General features: G+C 34.3%; 14 protein-coding genes. 7 read left to right on the top strand and 7 right to left on the bottom strand.

From position 1 onward, the window contains the following. Positions 1-165: 165 nt before the first annotated feature. Complete coding sequence (locus tag LNP27_RS03055) at positions 166-3003, top strand: WD40/YVTN/BNR-like repeat-containing protein (protein ID WP_229943044.1); 2838 nt, start codon at positions 166-168, stop codon at positions 3001-3003. Between the two features lie 73 nt (positions 3004-3076). Here LNP27_RS03055 and aceA read toward each other — a convergent pair whose 3' ends face one another. Both aceA and aceB read right to left on the bottom strand, forming a co-directional pair. Beyond that, on the bottom strand, positions 3077-4357 hold the full coding sequence (gene aceA, locus LNP27_RS03050) for an isocitrate lyase (RefSeq protein WP_229943043.1): 1281 nt from the start codon (positions 4355-4357) through the stop codon (positions 3077-3079). Between the two features lie 41 nt (positions 4358-4398). After that, positions 4399-6000 carry a malate synthase A gene (aceB, locus tag LNP27_RS03045; RefSeq protein WP_229943042.1) on the bottom strand — a complete coding sequence of 534 codons (1602 nt, stop codon included), beginning with the start codon at positions 5998-6000 and terminating at the stop codon, positions 4399-4401. 162 nt (positions 6001-6162) lie between these two features. Here aceB and LNP27_RS03040 point away from each other — a divergent pair, with 162 nt between their 5' ends. After that, the gene (locus LNP27_RS03040) at positions 6163-7644 is read left to right on the top strand and encodes a helix-turn-helix domain-containing protein (RefSeq protein WP_229943041.1); all 1482 of its coding nucleotides are present in this window, start codon (positions 6163-6165) and stop codon (positions 7642-7644) included. 77 nt (positions 7645-7721) lie between these two features. Here LNP27_RS03040 and LNP27_RS03035 read toward each other — a convergent pair whose 3' ends face one another. Next, a complete protein-coding gene (locus tag LNP27_RS03035) occupies positions 7722-9083 on the bottom strand; it encodes a hydroxymethylglutaryl-CoA synthase family protein (RefSeq protein ID WP_229943040.1) in 1362 nt (453 codons plus the stop codon). A gap of 371 nt (positions 9084-9454) precedes the next feature. Here LNP27_RS03035 and LNP27_RS03030 point away from each other — a divergent pair, with 371 nt between their 5' ends. The 3 genes from LNP27_RS03030 to LNP27_RS03020 are packed head-to-tail and all read left to right on the top strand — an operon-like array spanning position 9455 to position 12930. Beyond that, on the top strand, positions 9455-10120 hold the full coding sequence (locus LNP27_RS03030; RefSeq protein WP_229943039.1) for a succinate dehydrogenase cytochrome b subunit: 666 nt from the start codon (positions 9455-9457) through the stop codon (positions 10118-10120). 12 nt (positions 10121-10132) lie between these two features. Next, positions 10133-12133 (top strand): fumarate reductase/succinate dehydrogenase flavoprotein subunit, encoded by a 2001-nt coding sequence (locus tag LNP27_RS03025; protein ID WP_229943038.1) that lies wholly within the window; start codon positions 10133-10135, stop codon positions 12131-12133. 50 nt (positions 12134-12183) lie between these two features. Beyond that, positions 12184-12930: a succinate dehydrogenase/fumarate reductase iron-sulfur subunit gene (locus LNP27_RS03020; RefSeq protein WP_229943037.1), complete on the top strand. Its 747-nt coding sequence runs from the start codon at positions 12184-12186 to the stop codon at positions 12928-12930. A 75-nt stretch (positions 12931-13005) separates the two neighbouring features. On the opposite strand, the gene LNP27_RS03015 is transcribed toward LNP27_RS03020, so the two are convergent. From LNP27_RS03015 to LNP27_RS03005, 3 genes are all read right to left on the bottom strand, one after another. After that, positions 13006-13881 carry an IS3 family transposase gene (locus tag LNP27_RS03015; RefSeq protein WP_229942211.1) on the bottom strand — a complete coding sequence of 292 codons (876 nt, stop codon included), beginning with the start codon at positions 13879-13881 and terminating at the stop codon, positions 13006-13008. A gap of 14 nt (positions 13882-13895) precedes the next feature. Next, the gene (locus LNP27_RS03010) at positions 13896-14324 is read right to left on the bottom strand and encodes a helix-turn-helix domain-containing protein (protein WP_229942210.1); all 429 of its coding nucleotides are present in this window, start codon (positions 14322-14324) and stop codon (positions 13896-13898) included. 281 nt (positions 14325-14605) lie between these two features. Beyond that, positions 14606-14821 (bottom strand): hypothetical protein, encoded by a 216-nt coding sequence (locus tag LNP27_RS03005; protein WP_229943036.1) that lies wholly within the window; start codon positions 14819-14821, stop codon positions 14606-14608. 370 nt (positions 14822-15191) lie between these two features. Here LNP27_RS03005 and LNP27_RS03000 point away from each other — a divergent pair, with 370 nt between their 5' ends. Beyond that, positions 15192-15893 carry a porin family protein gene (locus LNP27_RS03000; RefSeq protein ID WP_229943035.1) on the top strand — a complete coding sequence of 234 codons (702 nt, stop codon included), beginning with the start codon at positions 15192-15194 and terminating at the stop codon, positions 15891-15893. Here the strand turns inward: LNP27_RS03000 and LNP27_RS02995 are convergent. Continuing rightward, positions 15888-16493 (bottom strand): hypothetical protein, encoded by a 606-nt coding sequence (locus LNP27_RS02995; RefSeq protein ID WP_229943034.1) that lies wholly within the window; start codon positions 16491-16493, stop codon positions 15888-15890. The genes LNP27_RS03000 and LNP27_RS02995 overlap by 6 nt on opposite strands. Before the next feature lie 223 nt (positions 16494-16716). On the opposite strand from LNP27_RS02995, the gene LNP27_RS02990 reads away from it, so the two are divergent. Then, on the top strand, positions 16717-19161 hold the full coding sequence (locus tag LNP27_RS02990) for a bifunctional UDP-N-acetylmuramoyl-tripeptide:D-alanyl-D-alanine ligase/alanine racemase (RefSeq protein ID WP_229943033.1): 2445 nt from the start codon (positions 16717-16719) through the stop codon (positions 19159-19161). The last annotated feature ends 34 nt before the right edge of the window (positions 19162-19195 follow it).

Genomic DNA, 19195 nt, shown 5'->3' with positions numbered 1-19195 from the left:
TGTAAAGAATTTTACTATTGAATTCTATAGTAATCTCATGTTATAGGGTTTTTATGTATTCAATAATCAAAAATACTAACTTTAGGAGGAAAGCGTGTTAATTACACTATAAAATTTTTACATAAGTGTTTTTATGAGTAATTTTCCATTTCAAATTACAGCTACATGAAAAAAACACTATTCTACTCTGCCTTATTTTTACAAACAGTCTCTTGGGGACAAGTTTCTTCGGAAGCGATTCAAAAATCATTGGAATCCAAAAAATTAATGGAAACCAAATCTCTTTTTCAGAATGTGCTTTTCGAAAATGTAGGTCCAACAGTAATGAGTGGAAGAGTAGTGGATGTAGATGTAAATCCAGAAAATCCAACGGAGTTTTATGTAGGTTATGCGTCTGGAGGATTATGGTACACGAATAATAACGGAATGAGTTTTACGCCTGTTATGGATGGAGCGCCTACGCAAAATGTGGGTGATATCGCCATAGATTGGAAAAAAGGAACTATTTGGGTAGGAACTGGTGAAGTGAATTCGTCCCGATCTTCTTACGCTGGAATTGGAATTTTAAAATCTGACGATAAAGGTAAAACCTGGCAAAATATGGGATTGCATGACAGTCATCATATTAGCAGAATCCTTTTAAATCCTTCAAATCCTGATGAAATTGTTGTGGGTGTTGTGGGGCATTTATATTCAAAAAATGAAGAAAGAGGCGTTTATAAAACGACTGACGGTGGAAAAACTTGGAAAAAATCTTTATTTATTGATAGTGAAACAGGAATTATAGATGTGGCTGTTTCGCCAAAAAACTTTAATACTCAATATGCAGCTTCATGGAGCAAGGACAGAAAAGCATGGGATTTTAAAGGAAGCGGTGCTACATCTGGAATCTATAAAAGTGAAGATGCTGGAATGACTTGGAAACTTTACTCCACCACTGAAAGTGGGTTTCCTGTGGGAGAAGGTGTTGGCCGAATTGGGTTAGCGGTTTATGACGATGCTACTGTATATGCTGTTTTAGATAATCAATTCAAGAGACCTTTACCGTCTCAAAAAAGTAATTCCTTGCCAATGGCATTTTCTGTTCCTGGTGATGAATTTTTGAAATTGCCAAATAAAACTCTGAATTCTATTTTAAAAAATTACGGTTTAACCGAAAAATTTAGAGCTGAAAATATCAAACATTGGGTTGAAAACGGTTATTTGAAACCTAATGAAGCTCGAAAAGTGGTTTTTGACGCAATAAATAGTGTGGCTGAAACAGAAGTTATAGGAGCTGAGGTTTACAAATCAACTAATGGAGGGAAGAATTGGACTAAAACACATAATGGTTTTATCGATGATTTCTTTTATTCGTATGGTTATTATTTTAGTGTTATTTCCGTAGATCCAAACGATGCAAATAAAATTTATTTATCAGGAGTGCCTATCATAAAATCTGATGATGGCGGAAAAACTTTTACTTCAATTAGTGAAGAAAATGTTCATGCAGATCATCATGTCGTTTGGGTAAACCCAAATAAATCTGGGCACTTAATTAACGGGAATGATGGTGGATTGAATATTTCTTACGATGATGGAGCGCATTGGTTTAAAGGAAATTCACATGGCGTAAGTCAGTTTTATGCGGTTAATGTAGACGAGCAAGAACCGTATAATATTTATGGTGGAATGCAGGACAATGGGGTTTGGGTTGGACCAAGTAATTACAACTATTCATCAGAATGGTACCAAACTGGGAAATATCCCTATGAAAATTTGATGGGCGGAGACGGAATGCAAATTCAAATTGATAACAGAAATCCAAATATTGTTTTTACAGGATTTCAGTTTGGTAGCTATTATAGAATTGATCGCGCAACGAACAAACGCGATTATATTTCGCCAAAGCCTATAAAAGGAGAGAAGCCGTTACGATACAATTGGCAAACACCTATTTTATTGTCTTCACACAATCAGGAGATTTTGTATATAGGATCTAATTTCTTTCATCGCTCCATGAATCAAGGAAAAACTTGGACTGCCATTTCTCCTGATTTGACGCAAGGAGGAAAGGAAGGAAATGTAGCTTTTGGAACCATTGCGGCTATAAGCGAAAGTCCATTGCAATTTGGTTTGCTTTATACAGGAAGTGATGATGGTTTGGTTCATCTATCGAAAGATGGAGGTGTAAGCTGGAGTAAAATATCAGGTACTTTGCCAAAAGACCGATGGGTTTCGAGAGTAGTAGCTTCGGCACATAAAAAAGAAAGAGTCTACGTTACTTTAAATGGATATAGAAATGATGATTTTGCAAGCTATGTATACAGCTCTGATGATTGTGGACAAACATGGACAAACATTGCTACTAACTTGCCTATAAGTCCCGTAAATGTTATTGTTGAAGATAATGTAAACGAAAATATTTTATATATAGGTACTGACAACGGACTTTATATTTCGATGGATAAAGGGGTAAGTTGGAATGATTTTTCTAGCGAAATTCCTAATGTAGCAGTTCATGATTTAGTGATTCAAAAGAAAGCTAGAGATTTAGTGGTGGGAACTCACGGTCGTTCTATTTATAAAGTTAATTTAGAGCAGGTTCAACAATTGAATGATAAGGTCTTGGCTGAAAAGCTTCATATTTTTGAAATTACAAAAATCAAAAAATCAAAAGATTGGGGTAATAGTTGGAGTTCGTGGGCTAACGCTTCAGAGCCAAAAGCTGAGATCTGGTTTTATTCAGATTCTGATGCAGAAGTTCTAATTCAAGTTGAAAACAGTTTAAAAGAAGTTGTGTTTTCTGAAAAGATGAAAGCGGTAAAAGGATTGAATAAACAGGTTTACGATCTTTCGATATCGAAAGAAACGGCAAACAAATATAAAAGTAGAGACAAGAAGTTAAAGCTAGAAGAATCTAAAAACGGTAAATACTACCTTCCGGTTTCAACTAGTAAAATTAGTATTAAAAAAGGAAAAGATAGTGTTACTACCAATCTTGAAATTATAGAATCTAAATAAAAAGGCATTTTTTTATAAAAACAAGAAACACGATTCCGTCAAGAATCGTGTTTTTTTATGGATGAAGCTTTTGTTAGAATTGAGCTGCTTCTGTAGAGTCTTTCATCGCTGTTGTTGATGATTTCCCAATGGTTACTGTGTTTTGTACGGCATCAAAATAGGATGTACCTACGAAACCTTGGTGTTTTACAGCCTTGAAACCGTATTGTTGCAATGCAAATTCTCTTTCTTGTAATTCAGAATAACCTGCCATTCCTCTTTCTTTGTACGCTTTTGATAATTCAAACATGCTTGTGTTTAAAGCGTGGAATCCAGCTAAAGTGATGAACTGGAATTTGTATCCCATTGCAGCAAGATCTTCTCTAAAAGTTTCCATTTCAGGCACTGATAGTTTTGCAGCCCAGTTGAACGATGGCGAGCAATTATACGCTAACATTTTTCCTGGAAATTTTGCATGAATTCCTTCGGCAAATTTTCTAGCATAGTCAAGATCTGGATTGCTGGTTTCCATCCAAATCAAATCTGCATACGGTGCATAACTCAAGCCTCGATCAATCCCTTGTTCCACCCCACAATTTACGTAGAAGAATCCTTCTCCAGTTTTTTCTCCGGTGATGAACTTAGCGTCTCTTGGGTCAATATCGCTTGTTAGTAAATTTGCAGCATCAGCGTCTGTTCGCGCTACAATTAATGTTGGCGTTCCCATTACATCTGCTGCTAAACGTGCTGCAATCAATTTATTGATAGCTTCTTGAGTTGGAACCAATACTTTTCCGCCTAAATGTCCACATTTTTTAGCAGAACTTAGTTGGTCTTCAAAGTGAACTCCAGCAGCACCAGCTTCAATCATCGATTTCATTAATTCAAAAGCATTAAGGTTTCCACCAAAACCAGCTTCAGCATCAGCTATAATAGGAACTAGATATTGTTTTTTATCGGTAGTTCCATTTACAACTTGTATTTGATCTGCTCGTAATAGCGCATTGTTAATTCGTTTTACAACTAACGGCACACTGTTAGCAGGATATAAGGATTGATCTGGGTACATTTCGCCGGCTACATTGGCATCAGCGGCAACTTGCCAACCGCTTAAATAAATGGCGTCTAGCCCCGCTTCAACCTCTTGAATCGCTTGGTTTCCAGTAAGTGCACCAAGACCCGCTACAAATTCCTGAGCATTTAGTTTGTTCCATAAGTTGTTTGCTCCAATTCTAGCAACACTGTGTTCTATTTCGTACGAACCTTGTAATTTAATAACTTCTGCAGCAGTGTAAGGACGTTCGATTCCGTCCCATCTTGGGTTTGTAAGCCAATCAGTAATTAATTCTTGTATTCTTGTTTCGTTAGTTTTCATGTTTTTAATTTTTTGGTTGTATGTTAATAGTTGTTGTGGTTTTATAAGTATTTGTAGCCTGGAATAGTCAGAAATTCGATAAATTTTTCATTTACAACTAGTTTATCTAATAATTCTTCAGCTAGGCGGTATTTTTGTTTTTCGTGATTTTCATCGCCAACTACTGCTCTGATTTTTTCAAATTCTTCCATGGCTAATCGATGGTAATATTTCTCAGTCAGTACTTTTTCATTGTCTAAAATGACTTTATTTTGTAGCCACTGCCATAGTTGCGATCTCGAAATCTCAGCAGTTGCAGCATCTTCCATTAGATTATTTAGTGCTGCAGCACCTTGACCGTTTAGCCATGAAGCGATGTATAAAACAGATATGCTGATGTTTTTTCGAACTCCTTCCTCGGTAATTGTTCCTTTGGGTGTTTCTAGCAAGTCACTTTCCGTAACGTGAATATCCTCTCGTTTTACGTCGATTTGATTTTTAGCTGGCATGTATTTATCAAAAACAGTCTTAGCAAGCGCAACTAAATCTGGGTGCGCTACCCAAGTTCCGTCATGTCCATTTTTTACTTCTCGCTCTTTATCCGCGATCACTTTATCAAAAGCTATTTTGTTAGCTTCTTCGTTATTCTTAATCGGAATTTGAGCAGCCATTCCGCCTATCGCATGAATACCGCGTTTATGACATCTTTGAATTACCAGTTGAGAATAAGCGTTCATGAACGGAGTCGTCATGGTTACTTGATCTCTATTAGGAACAAGAAAAGCTGGATTTGTTCTTAATTTTTTGATGTAAGAAAAAATATAATCCCATCTTCCGCAATTCAGACCTACGATGTGATCTTTGAGTTCAAAAATGATTTCGTCTAATTGAAAACTTGCAGTAATCGTTTCGATTAAAACGGTTGCTTTGAAGGTTCCGTTTTTTACGCCTAAATAATCTTGTGTGAATTCAAATACTTCATTCCACCAGCGCGCTTCTAGATAATGCTCTAATTTTGGAATATAAAAATAGGGTGCTGTGTCATTTTCAACAAGTTTTTTATGATTGTGAAAAGCATATAATCCAAAATCAATCAATGATGCCGAAGCTTTCTTTTTGTTGATTAAAATATGTTTCTCGGATAAATGCAAACCTCTTGGTCTAACAATCAAAACAGCTGTTTTGTCGTTAAGGCTGTATTTTTTATTTTTAATCTTGTCCTCTAGTGTGATTGTTTTGTTTACAGCATCTTTTAGATTTTGTTGTCCTTCCATCAAGTTGCTCCAAGTGGGAGAAGTACTGTCTTCAAAATCGGCCATAAAAGTTTTGGCTCCTGAGTTCAAAGCGTTGATAACCATTTTTCTGTCGACAGGCCCTGTTATCTCGACTCTTCTGTCAAGTAAATCTTCAGGAGTTTTGGCTGCTTCCCAATTACTTTCTCTGATGCTTTTTGTTTCAACAGGAAAAGAGGGTAAAGCTCCTTTGTCAAATAAAAATTGTTGTTTTTCTCTTCGCTCTAAAAGCGCGAGTCTCTTGTCGTTAAAGTTTTCATGAAGTAATGACAAAAAAGTCATTGCTTCATCAGTTAAGATTTCCGGGTAGTGCTCGGTTGTTTCTTTTGAAAAAATTAACAAATTTTCTGAAAATACTTCTTTAAAATCCATTTTAAATCATTTTTAATTCAACAATATTTTAGTTTTTGTAGTAATATGTTATTGATTAACAATGCAATACTACAAAAAGTTTTTTACAAAACAAGCGAACGTACGCTAAAAGTTAAAAATAATTTTTTTAGCGTAAGATTTTTTTTGTTTATCTTTGAAAATATGAATATAGAAAAGGATTATATCAAATTAATTTTTGGGCTTAAACTCAAGCAGGCTCGAACGAATAGGAATCTATCTTTATTTGGCTTGGCTAAAATTACTGAACTTTCAAAATCATATTTGAATGAAATTGAAAAAGGGAAAAAGTATCCAAAAACGGATAAAATTATTCTTTTGGCCGAGAAATTAGAGGTTTCTTATGACAACATGGTATCATTAAAATTGGATAATAATCTGGCACCAATTGGAGAAATCCTTAAATCGGGTATATTAAAAGAGATTCCATTGGATATTTTTGGTATTCAGGAAAATGATCTTATCGATATTATTGCTAATGCTCCTGCAAAAGTGAATGCGTTTATAAGCACAATTATTGAGATTGCGCAACATTATAATCTAACGAGAGAGAGTTTCTTTTTGGCGGCTTTGCGTTCCTATCAAGAAGCGCATAATAATTACTTTGAAGATTTAGAGCAGAAGGTTTTGGATTTCTCCAAAGCATTTTATGTCGATATTGATGCTGTTATTTCTGTCGATGAGCTTGCAGCGATTTTAACAGAAGAATATGGTTATACGATTAAGGAACTTGTTTTTTCTGAACAAGAACAGTTGGGAGATTTGAGATCGATATTTGTGCCAAAAAGCAAAACGCTTTTACTTTCCTTAGATATTGATGAGCCTCAAAAAGCATTTATTTTAGCTAAAGAAATAGCGTATAATTATCTTGAAATTACGGAGCGTTTATATACATTCAGTTGGATAAAATTTGACAATTTTGATCAAGTTTTAAATAACTTTTATGCATCTTATTTTGCCGGGGCTTTGCTTATACCGAGGCAGAAACTTATTGATGAATTAAGTCTGTTTTTGTTGAAAACTGATCCAAAGCCGCAAGAGATGATCGCTTTAATGAGCGGATTTAATGTCTCGCCTGAATCATTTTATCAAAGGCTGACTAATATTTTACCCAAGGATTTTCAGTTAAAAAACCTCTTTTTCCTTCGAATGTCTCATAGAGTGGGGACGGATACCTATCAAATAAAAAAGGAATTACATATCACGAATCAGCAAGAACCGCATGCGAATGAAATGAATGAGCATTACTGCCGAAGATGGGTTTCTGTTCGGACTATTCAGGAATCTTTAAATCAGAAAAAAAGTCATTTTTTTGATGCTCAAATTTCGAGTTATGATAATAGTAAAAATGAATATTTGGTCTTTTCATCTGCTACGCCAGATCCGTTTAAAGTAGATTGTATTCGCAGTATTTCTGTTGGTATACTAATTACCCCGGCGGTTAAGAAAAAATTTAAGTTTATGGAAAATGATTCCGTAAAGAAACAAATTGTTGGAGTTACGTGCGAGACCTGTGCAGTGAAGAATTGTTTAGAACGAGCTTCTCCTCCAATTCAACTAGAACAGAAAATACGTAACGAGAATACGGATATGATTGTGCAGCAATACATGACGAAATTCAGTTAAACTGATTTTTGTGTTCTAATAAAAAAGCCAAAAGATCTTCGTTTATAACTTTTGGCTTTTTTTGAGGTCGTTTAAATCTAATCTATCCATTTGTAATAACGAGCTCCTATTAAATTTGGAATTTCATTTTCTATTCGGTCTAAAATCCATTCCTTTTTTGGAGTCGTAACGCTTTGTTTTTGTTCCTTTTTGTGAAGTTTTTCGTAAGTCGCAAAGTCGATTTCGAAGCTATTTTCCAAAGTTTCAAAGAGCGAGACATTTGCAATAGCATTTTTCCATTCGGGTTGAATGGTTCCTTCGAAAACTTTTGATTTCGAACCGCTTCCGTAAGCTAGGAATCCAAATTTACTATCACATATTTCTTTTCCATTATTATAAAAATAAGATAAAGTTGATAGTAAACCCATGAAAATGGAACCTGTGTAAAGATTTCCAATCAAGGAAGAAGCGATTTCTGCAGGCATCAATTTCTTGCTTACAAATTCCTTGTAAGCATCTGATTTGCTTATTTCTTTCAACTTATTTTGATAGGTTGTAGCATCTTCATCGCCAGAAATAATTTTAATAGAATTGTCTAGAGCGTAAATTTCAGAGAGCATTCTTCGTCCTTGGAAAGCGTATGGCAAGTGCATAACAATGCTTTTCCAAGAATCGTAAATATTCTCCGAAGTGTCTTTGAGTTTTTTGAATGAAAAATAGGCTGCTTTCGTTCGGTCCATATAACATTGATTGGAATATTGGCCGTCAAAAACGGGTTGATCTTTGTGAATTTCTATTTCCGTTTCCAAATTATCAAACCATGGATCGTTGTTTTTAGAACTTGTGATTGTTTCTTTTGAAATTGTTCGATAGGGTTTGAAAAAATCAAAAACTCCTTTAGTACTGGTAGCCCAATTATTGTCAAAAGCTACTATTCGAGGATTTATAGTAACTAACATTGCCACTGCTCCGGCTCCTTGAGTGTATTCACCTCCAGAATTCAAATCGTATTTTGCAAAATCAGTAGTAACTACAATTGCTTTTTTAGTTGGATTCAGTTTTATAAAATCAAGGCAGTTTTGCAGGGCATCAACTCCGCCAATACAAGCAAAAGTAAAATCAACTACATCACATTCAGCTAAGGTGTTTTCTCCAAATTTTTGTTCCATCAACGCAATCAAAAAAGAGCTTATTGGTTTAGAGCTATCAATTGCGCTTTCTGTACCTATGTATATTCGGGCAACTTCATTGAGATTAATGTTATTGTCTATTATTAATTTGGTCAAAGCATTGGCTCCAAAAACAACTGTGTCTTGGTGAACATCTGGAAAAGTCATTTTGATTAGTCCTAATCCTTTTTCTAATTTTTCGGGTTCAATGTTTCTGGCTTTTGCCAAAATATTTATAGGTAAATGTATTTTAGCAACATCAAAAGCGATAGCATCAATTCCAGTTTTCATTCGTCGATTTTTTAACCTGCAAAGTTAAAAGTGCAAACGACAAGATTTTCTATTTTAGTTATTAAAAATCCAACCGCTACCTCTTTTTATGATTTTGTAAAATAAGAACTATGAAAATTATGAAATCAGTAATTTTGGCTTGTTTAAGAGTTGGTTTTTAGTCAATTCTATTTTTGTTTTTTTATGTTATTTTTCTTTTTTGTTTAACCTTTTGTAAAGTACATCTTCTTATTTTAATTGATAATTAAGGATTTCTTGTTTTTTTATCTAAAACACTTTAAAATCATTATAAATAAGGTCAAATAGGTTGTAGTTACTGTCTAATTACTTTATTTTTGTAATATTTTTTTAAAACAAATTATTCAAATATTATGGCAAAATCTGCATTATTGGGGTCGTCAATAGCTAAAAAAGTAGCTATGGCGCTTTCAGGAATCTTTTTGATGTTGTTTCTAGCACAGCATTTCTTCATTAACATGACATCGGTTTTTAGTGCCGACACATTTAACTCAATTTCTCATTTCATGGGGAATAATCCATTAGTTCAGTACGTGATTCAGCCAATTTTGATCATCGGGGTTATCTTTCACTTTATTATGGGTATCGTTTTAGAGCTTAAAAACAGAAGTGCTAGACCAATCGCTTATGCGAAAAACAATGGAGCAGCTAATTCTTCTTGGTCTTCAAGAAACATGATTATCACGGGATTAGTGATTTTTGCGTTTTTAGGATTGCACTCTTATGATTTTTGGGTTCCGGAGATGGTTTACAAGTATGTTGATGTTAATCCATTAAACGAGACTAGGTATTTTCATGAATTAGCAGAAAAATTCGAAAGTCCAGTTCGTACAGGTTTGTACTGTATCTCATTTCTTTTGTTGTCATTGCACTTATGGCACGGTTTCAACTCTTCAATGCAATCAGTAGGATTCAATAATAAGTATTCTAGATCATTACATAAATTAGGATACGTTTTTGCAATAGTAGTTCCTTTCGGTTTTATTTTTATTGCATTATTTCATCATTTCAATCATTAATATTCAATTATAATGGCATTAGACTCAAAAATACCAAATGGCCCAATTGCGGACAAATGGACAAATTATAAAGATCATATTAATTTAGTGAATCCTGCTAACAAACGTAACTTAGATGTTATCGTTGTTGGAACAGGATTAGCTGGAGGTTCTGCTGCTGCTACATTAGCAGAGTTAGGTTATAACGTAAAGGCGTTTTGTTTTCAAGATTCACCACGTCGTGCGCACTCAATTGCTGCACAAGGAGGAATCAACGCTGCTAAAAATTATCAAGGAGACGGAGATTCAACTTTCAGATTGTTTTACGATACTGTAAAAGGAGGAGATTATCGTGCTCGTGAGGCTAACGTACACCGTTTAGCTGAAGTTTCTACTAATATTATTGACCAATGTGTGGCTCAAGGAGTTCCATTAGCACGTGAATATGGTGGATTGTTAGACAACCGTTCTTTTGGTGGGGCATTGGTTTCTAGAACATTTTATGCTAGAGGTCAAACAGGTCAGCAACTTTTATTAGGAGCTTACTCTGCAATGAACCGTCAGATAGGGCGTGGAAAAATTAAAATGCACAACCGTCACGAAATGCTAGATTTAGTAATCGTAAACGGAAAAGCAAGAGGGATTATCGCTCGTAACTTAATTACAGGTGAAATAGAAAGACATTCTGCTCACGCAGTTGTAATTGCTTCTGGTGGTTACGGAAATGTATTTTTCCTTTCTACAAATGCAATGGGATCTAATGCTACTGCAGCATGGAAAATCCACAAAAAAGGAGCGTTCTTCGCAAATCCTTGCTACACACAAATTCACCCTACATGTATTCCGGTTTCTGGAGATCACCAATCGAAATTGACTTTGATGTCAGAATCATTGCGTAATGATGGTCGTATTTGGGTTCCTGCAAAATTAGAAGATGCTAAAGCAATTCGTGAAGGAAAAAAGAAACCTACAGATTTGACTGAAGCAGAAAGAGATTATTACTTGGAAAGAAGGTATCCAGCTTTTGGAAACTTAGTTCCTCGTGATGTTGCATCTCGTGCTGCAAAGGAGCGTTGTGATGCAGGTTATGGAGTAAATAAAACAGGTGAAGCTGTATATCTTGATTTTGCTGCGGCAATTCAACGTTACGGAAAAGAGCAGGTTTTAATTCGCCATTTAGATGCAAATGACAAAGAGTTGATCGTTAAATTAGGAACAGAAGTAGTTTCTAATAAATATGGTAACTTATTCCAAATGTATTACAAAATCGTTGATGAAGATCCATACAAAACTCCAATGATGATTTACCCTGCGGTACATTATACAATGGGTGGTACATGGGTAGATTATAATTTACAAACTACAATTCCTGGATGTTTCTCTATTGGAGAATCAAATTTCTCTGATCACGGGGCAAATAGATTAGGAGCTTCTGCTTTGATGCAAGGTTTAGCTGATGGATATTTTGTATTGCCTTATACTATAGGGGATTATTTATCACCAGATATTAAAATGGGACCTATCTCTACTGATTTGCCTGAGTTTGCAGCAGCAGAGAAAAATGTAAAAGACCAAATAGAGAAGTTCATGAATACTAACGGAACACATTCTGTTGACTATTTTCATAGAAAATTAGGAAAAATTATGTGGGACAAAGTGGGTATGGCTCGTAACGAAAAAGGACTAAACGAAGCGATCGCAGAAATTGCTGCCTTACGTGAAGAATTTTACAAAGATGTAAAAGTTCCTGGTGTTGCTAATGGTTTCAATCAAGAATTAGAAAAAGCAACTCGTGTTGCCGATTTCTTAGAATTAGGAGAATTGTTCGCTAAAGATGCATTGCACCGTAATGAATCTTGTGGTGGTCACTTCCGTGAAGAATATCAAACTCCTGAAGGTGAAGCACAACGTGATGATGAAAATTTCGCGTATGTAGCTGCTTGGGAATACACAGGAAACCCTAGTGATGCTGTTTTACACAAAGAGCCACTTGTTTTTGATAACGTGAAACTAGTTCAGAGAAATTATAAATAGTATTTAGAAAAGTCACGATACTTAATTCTCAATACTTAATACTTATAAAAATGAAACTTACATTAAAAATATGGCGTCAGAAAAACGCCCAAGATAAAGGAGCAATGGTCGATTATCAAATCGATGGAATTGAGCCAGATATGTCATTCCTTGAAATGCTTGATGTTTTCAATCAAGATTTAATGAGTAAAGGCGGCGAACCAGTAGCATTTGACCATGATTGTCGCGAAGGAATTTGCGGAATGTGTTCTTTGTACATAAATGGTGAAGCCCATGGACCAGATAGAGGTGTAACGACTTGTCAATTACACATGCGTATGTTTAAGGATGGTGATACAATTACAATTGAGCCTTTCCGTGCAGCTGCATTTCCAGTAATTAAAGATTTAGTGGTAAACAGAAGTGCTTTTGACAGAATTCAGCATGCTGGTGGATTTATATCTGTAAACACTTCAGGAAATACGATTGATGCTAATGCTATTCCAATTAAAAAGGAAGATGCTGACAATGCATTTGATGCTGCTGCTTGTATTGGTTGTGGAGCTTGTGTTGCTACTTGTAAAAACTCATCTGCAATGTTATTCGTTGCTGCGAAAGTTTCTCAATATGCATTATTGCCTCAAGGTAGAGTTGAAGCTACAGATCGTGTATTGAATATGGTAAGCCAGATGGATGCTGAAGGTTTTGGTAATTGTACTAATACTGGAGCTTGTGAGGTAGAGTGTCCTAAAGGAATTTCTCTAGAGAATATAGCTCGTATGAATAGAGAGTATTTATCAGCAAGCTTGAAAGGATAATAAATTTTCTTTGTCAGTTCGAGCGCAGTCGAGAATAACTAAAGAAGTGTCTAGTCCTGAAAAAGTGATACAGGATTAATAAAAAATAAAAGTACAATTTTTAAACAGTAGTAAGCTTCGGTTTACTACTGTTTTTTTTTTATAAGTTCTCATTTTAATTTTGTTTTGGGTATGCATCTGATTTGGCGTTAGCATATAATTAGAATAATGAGGTCTGATTTCATTATAGATATTAATAGCTTCCTTTACAACTTTTTGCATAATTTCTGCTTTTTGTTTGTATTTATCAATGCTAAATTCTTGTTTTAAAATACCATTAATCCTTTCTGCAACTGCATTTTGATAAGGGTCAGAATTTTGAGTCATACTACATACAATCTTATTTTTATTAAGTTGTTTTTGGTATTGATTAGCACAATATTGTAAACCTCTATCAGAGTGATGTATTAACTGCAAAGTTTTATTATTTCTGTGCTTAAGAGCCATTTTTAAAGCTTTCAAACTACTTTCTGTGTTCATATTATCAGCAACATAAAACCCCATAATCTTTTTAGAATAAGCATCTGTGACTAAACTTAAATAACATGGATTTTCTCTTTTCCCGATATAGGTTATATCAGACACCCAAACTTGTTCAGGTCTGTTAATTTCTAAATCTAAAATCTGATTTTGATGTTTTCTAAATCGATGATGGGAGTTAGTTGTTAGGTGATAACTTCGTTTAGGCTGTATCAATAAATGATTAGCTCTGAGTATATCAAAGAATTTATCTCTTCCTATTTTCATTAATTGAAGTTTATCCAGCAGAAGATAATATAGTTTTCTAGTACCTAGTCTAGGCATTGTTTTTCTGATATCATTTACCATCAAAATTACTTCTTGGGCTTTGTTCTGTTTGGATGCTCTTCTTTTAATTTTTCGATAATAAACCTGTCTGTCTATCCCGAACAAATAACAGGTAAACGCTACTGTTTTTTGTTCTTTTGTTTTGAAGTAGTCGATTGTTCGGGTACAGAGTTTTTTCGTATATCGATATGATATTCTTTCTCTGCTAAATCTATCATCATATCAAATAGTATCGCTTTTTTGTCTGCAACATAAGCTTGTCGTTCTAGAAATGCCTTTTGCTTTTCTAATAACTTGACTTGAGCTTCAAGTTCCATGATTTTTTGTTCTGATGTCTTTGGCATATTCAAACGAGATTGGTTTTCCCAATCAAAGTTACCAAATTTTCGCAACCATTCTATAACAGTCTTTCTACATTGAATGCCATATTTCTTTGTGGCTTCGGTTGCTGTGAGATGTCCTTGTTCTATTTCTTGAACAATTTGTAATTTAAAAGACATTGAATAGTCTTTTTGAGTACGCTTTGCATAATTGAAAGTTTCTTCCATAACGATGTTTTTTGTGTATCGCTATTTCAGGACGGGACAAAGTAAATAGTAAAAAACGCATTCATTCATTTGGATGCGTTTTTTTATGTCTAATTTATTTGAATTATGTTAGTCTTTCCATCCCACGGTGCCGAAGGAGTTGGAACTGTTTTTGTTAAAGCAAATTTTACTATAAAAAATCTGTCGGAACCAATTCTTCTTAAATTATAAGTAAATGAAGTTTCCTCTAAAGTGATCCACCAAACATTAGAAGCGGCATTTGGAAGTAAATCAAATGTTGGTTAATAAGCTGGAAAAAACTGAAGACTTGATGAGCCTGAATTTGTTGTTGTTCCTCCATATTGGGTAACTTTATCTTCGGAATCATCTTCAGGACGATGGTCGTGTTTGAGTTTTATTCGATCATTTCTATAAGTTAACACCCAAGTTCTACTTTTATCATCTGCTACAAACAAAGTAATGCGAATGGTATTTTCATCAAAACTTTGAATGGGCATGACTAGTTTTTATTTCGAAAAGCATCGTTCTCAGCTCCTTCTGTTACTTTTCCTTCAAATGATTTTCCATAGTGTTGCTGTAAATTCTTCCAAAATTAAATCGCGATTATTTTGAAAAGAGAATTTATTCTATTTCTGAAAATGTAAATTTAATTGTACTTCTAGAAATATTCACCACTGATTTTACAATGAATTCTAGCGCTGTTTCAGACACATATGCAAGGAGAAACGGTGTTGTGGATGCAATCTTTTAGTAGCTGTAAATTTAAAATTCAACCATTAAAAGGATTTGAAAACTCCAATATCTTATATTTGTATTCTTTATAGAAAATTCGAAGAGAATCAATCATTTTAAAAAACCAAAAACAGTATGCGATTATTTTTAAGTTGTTTTCTTTTTCTCTCTGTTTTTAATGTGTTTGCGCAAGAAAATATAATTCCGGAAGTAGTGCCTGAAGTAAAAATTGATTCCGTGTATCGGGAGGATCAGTTCTATTTTGCTATCACCTACAATACACTTGTTGAGAAGCCAACGGGCTTAACGCAGAGTAAATTTTCTTCCGGTTTTTCTGGCGGTTTTTTAAGAGATATGCCTATTAATAAAAGCAGAACGGTAGCTATTGCGACTGGTGTGGGATTCTCCTATTTGAACAACAACCAAAATATGGCAATAACTGCAACGGCTGAAAATCCAAATTATGCTATTATTGGTTCAGATACTAAATATTCAAAGAACAAGTTTTCACTACTCACTTTTGATGTTCCTATCGAGTTCCGTTGGAGAACTTCTACTTATGAAAGTCATAAATTTTGGAGAATATACACAGGAATAAAACTAAGTTACGTGCTGTATGACAAATCTATTTTTAATAGTACTACTGATAAAGTTTTGCTTACTGGAAACAAAGATTTTAACAAATTTCAATACGGTCCCTATGTTTCGCTTGGTTACAATACCATAAATTTATATGCCTACTACGGCTTAAATCCAGTGTTTAAGTCGGCTAAAATAAATGATGAATCTGTTGCTATGAAATCCTTAAATTTTGGAGTTATTTTCTACATTTTATAGCCATAAAAACAGCAATAAAAGCTGAGGAATTGCACCAAGAAAAAAACCTAAAACTAGTTCTGTATTAGTGTGCGCTTTCATCTCCAGTCGGGAGGAAGCTACAATACCATTAAGAAGAATTAATAATGAAATAGCGACGATGTTTTGAAACTGAAAGTGGAAACTCAATCCAATTACAAAAACCGTCAAAGAGCTAATAGCGATCATGTGAAGGCTGGCTTTGATGTTGCCAAACAATAAAACTAAAGCTAGCATAGTGCTCATTAATGCACCCAATAGGAAAAAATGCAGCTCTGGATAACGCTCAATTGTTATGCTCTTTCGCACTAGTAATATGAGTAGAAAACAATGAATTACAAGAGGGATCTTTCTCTGGGAAGTTTTGGCAATCATTATAGTATCTACATTTCCCGTAGCGCGTAGAAGTAGAAATACTAACAGGGGAATTACGATGGTTACAATGGCAACTTGGAAGAAAATAAACAGTTTTTCCTGTGTGATAAAGTTGGCTCCTTGATAAAAAAGATAAAACATTGTAGCCAACGCCGGTATAAATATCGGATGGAAAATATAAGAAAATGATGGAAGTATTTTTTTCAACTGTTCTGGGTTCAATGTCAAACAAATATAAGTAATCTGTCAAAATTATTGCAAGCAATTGCTGATGTTTCTTTTGCTAAAATCAGCTATATAAGTTATTATTATGCTTTTTCTAACGCTTCGTTTTGAAAAGAAGTCTTATTTTTGAGGAGTTTTATAGCTAAGATAACTATAAAAAGCGCCTTCTTAAAAATAGAAATTCATTTCAATCTTTCCTAAATTTATGAATCCAAAAATTCTAAATAGTATTCAAAATATACCTTCAAAATTCATTGATAACCATTTTGATGGGGCTTTAGATGCTGTTTCCATTGATAGTCGGTCGTTACAAAATGGGTCTCAAACCTTATTTTTTGCCTTGGTCGGAATTCACTCTGACGCGCATCATTATATTTCTGAATTAATTGAAAATGAGGTGAGGAATTTTGTAGTAAGTTATATTCCTGAGGGTTGCGAGGCAAAAGCTAATTTTTATGTTGTTGAAGATACGTTAGGTGCGTTACAAGAATTTGCAGCGCATTATCGCAGTCTGTTTGATTTTCCTATTATTGGACTCACAGGAAGTAATGGTAAAACTATTGTCAAGGAATGGCTTAATTTTTTATTAAGTCCAGATTATAATGTTATCAGGAGTCCTAAGAGTTATAACTCTCAAGTAGGCGTTCCTTTGTCAGTGATTGCAATAAATGAGCAGCACAATTTGGGTATTTTCGAAGCGGGAATTTCAGCACGTTCTGAGATGCAAAAGCTGGAAAAAATGATCAAGCCCACCATAGGTGTTTTAACAAATATTGGTTCGGCACATGATGAGGGTTTTCTGAATTTAAAGGAAAAAATAAAAGAGAAAATGTCGCTTTTTGAGAATTCTAAAATTGTCATTTATCAAATTAATGAAAGTATAGATTATGCTCCTTTTGCAAAAACAAAAGTCTTTACTTGGAGTTTTACAAACAAAGATTCGGATGTTTTTATTGTAAAAAACACCCATGTTGATCAAACAATTTTGAATGTTTGTTACCAAGGCGAAAATTTCGATGTCAACATACCATTTCAGGATGAAGCTTCTATCGAAAATGCGATTTCGTGCGTCATGGTTTTGTTATATTTTAAATACGATCCTACTATTATTCGAAACAGAATGCAGCTGTTGTACCCAGTGGAAATGCGATTGAAAGTGAAAAACGGAATCAATAACTGCAATATTATTGACGATAGTTATAGTTCTGATTTTCAATCGTTAAAGATAGCTTTGGATTTTCTGGAAAGTCAGAAACAGTCCGATAAGAAAACGGTTATTTTATCCGATATTTTTCAAAGTGGGTTGAATAAGGATGAATTATACAGCAAAGTAGCAGATTTAATAGTTTCTAATAATATCAGTCGGGTTATAGGAATTGGCGAAACAATTTCAGAGTTCAAGGATAAATTTGCAAATTGTGTGACCTATACTACTACAGCTGCCTTTATAGCTGATTATGAAAATTTAGACTTTAATAATGAAACCATTTTAGTCAAAGGAGCGCGTTCTTTTCAGTTTGAAGAAATTGTGTGGCTGCTGGAAGAGAAAACTCATGAAACTGTGCTGGAAATTAATTTGAATGCAATCAGTCATAATTTGAATTTCTTTAAATCGAAGTTAAAACCAAAAACCAAAATAATGGTGATGGTAAAAGCTTTTGGATATGGAAATGGTGGATTTGAAATAGCTAAATTACTAGAACATCATAAGGTTGATTATTTAGGTGTGGCTTTTGCCGATGAGGGAATCGCATTAAAAAATCAGGGGATTCAATTGCCTATTATGGTGCTAAATCCTGAAAACACAAGTTTTAGTGCTATTATCAATTATCAATTGGAACCGGAAATTTACAGTTTAAAAGGACTACGTGCTTTTCTGAAAATAGCGGCTCAAAAAGAATTAAAGCATTTTCCCATTCATATAAAACTAGATACGGGAATGCATCGTTTGGGTTTTGAAGCTGATACAATTGATGAGTTGATTGCTACTTTAAAGGGAAATGAAAATATCAAAGTGCAAAGTATTTTGTCACATTTGGCTACAAGCGATGATGTCATGCAGGAAGGTTTTGCTAAAGCGCAAATAAATCTGTTTGAAAAAATGTCTTCGAAACTGATGGATGAATTACAAATAAAACCCATTCGTCATATATTAAATACTTCGGGTATTAGTAATTTTCAGGATTCACAATATGACATGGTTCGACTAGGAATAGGACTTTATGGCTTTTCAAATGATCTTGAAGAGCAAAAGAGACTTGAGAATGTAGGGACTTTAAAATCGATTATTTCTCAGATACGAACAATAAGTTCAGAGGAGAGCGTGGGTTACGGTAGAAAATTTATTGCTAATCGAGAAACAAGAGTTGCTACAATACCTATAGGTTATGCAGATGGAATCTCACGAGGCTGGGGAAATGGGGTTGGATATGTAGTTATTAAAAAACAAAAGGCAACTATTATTGGTAGCATTTGTATGGATATGTTGATGGTTGACTGCACGGATATGGAATGCAAAGAAGGTGATGCAGTAATTATTTTTGGCGAAAATCCAACTGTGAATTATATGGCGGAACAGTTAAATACGATTTCGTACGAAATTCTTACAAGTATATCACAGCGCGTTAAACGCGTATTTTATAGAGAATAACTTTTTTTAAGATAAAATTAACTAGTATTACTAT

It is taken from the genome of Flavobacterium galactosidilyticum (assembly GCF_020911945.1).
Classification (GTDB): Bacteria; Bacteroidota; Bacteroidia; order Flavobacteriales; family Flavobacteriaceae; genus Flavobacterium; species Flavobacterium galactosidilyticum.
This window is presented reverse-complemented; position numbering and strand designations above follow the sequence as displayed.

Bases quoted from the DNA above. Each gene is read 5' to 3' on its own strand.
- LNP27_RS03055 (WP_229943044.1), top strand. From the start codon at position 166: ATGAAAAAAACACTATTCTACTCTGCCTTATTTTTACAAACAGTCTCT.
- aceA (WP_229943043.1), bottom strand. From the start codon at position 4,357: ATGAAAACTAACGAAACAAGAATACAAGAATTAATTACTGATTGGCTT.
- aceB (WP_229943042.1), bottom strand. From the start codon at position 6,000: ATGGATTTTAAAGAAGTATTTTCAGAAAATTTGTTAATTTTTTCAAAA.
- LNP27_RS03040 (WP_229943041.1), top strand. From the start codon at position 6,163: ATGAATATAGAAAAGGATTATATCAAATTAATTTTTGGGCTTAAACTC.
- LNP27_RS03035 (WP_229943040.1), bottom strand. From the start codon at position 9,083: ATGAAAACTGGAATTGATGCTATCGCTTTTGATGTTGCTAAAATACAT.
- LNP27_RS03030 (WP_229943039.1), top strand. From the start codon at position 9,455: ATGGCAAAATCTGCATTATTGGGGTCGTCAATAGCTAAAAAAGTAGCT.
- LNP27_RS03025 (WP_229943038.1), top strand. From the start codon at position 10,133: ATGGCATTAGACTCAAAAATACCAAATGGCCCAATTGCGGACAAATGG.
- LNP27_RS03020 (WP_229943037.1), top strand. From the start codon at position 12,184: ATGAAACTTACATTAAAAATATGGCGTCAGAAAAACGCCCAAGATAAA.
- LNP27_RS03010 (WP_229942210.1), bottom strand. From the start codon at position 14,324: ATGGAAGAAACTTTCAATTATGCAAAGCGTACTCAAAAAGACTATTCA.
- LNP27_RS03005 (WP_229943036.1), bottom strand. From the start codon at position 14,821: ATGCCCATTCAAAGTTTTGATGAAAATACCATTCGCATTACTTTGTTT.
- LNP27_RS03000 (WP_229943035.1), top strand. From the start codon at position 15,192: ATGCGATTATTTTTAAGTTGTTTTCTTTTTCTCTCTGTTTTTAATGTG.
- LNP27_RS02990 (WP_229943033.1), top strand. From the start codon at position 16,717: ATGAATCCAAAAATTCTAAATAGTATTCAAAATATACCTTCAAAATTC.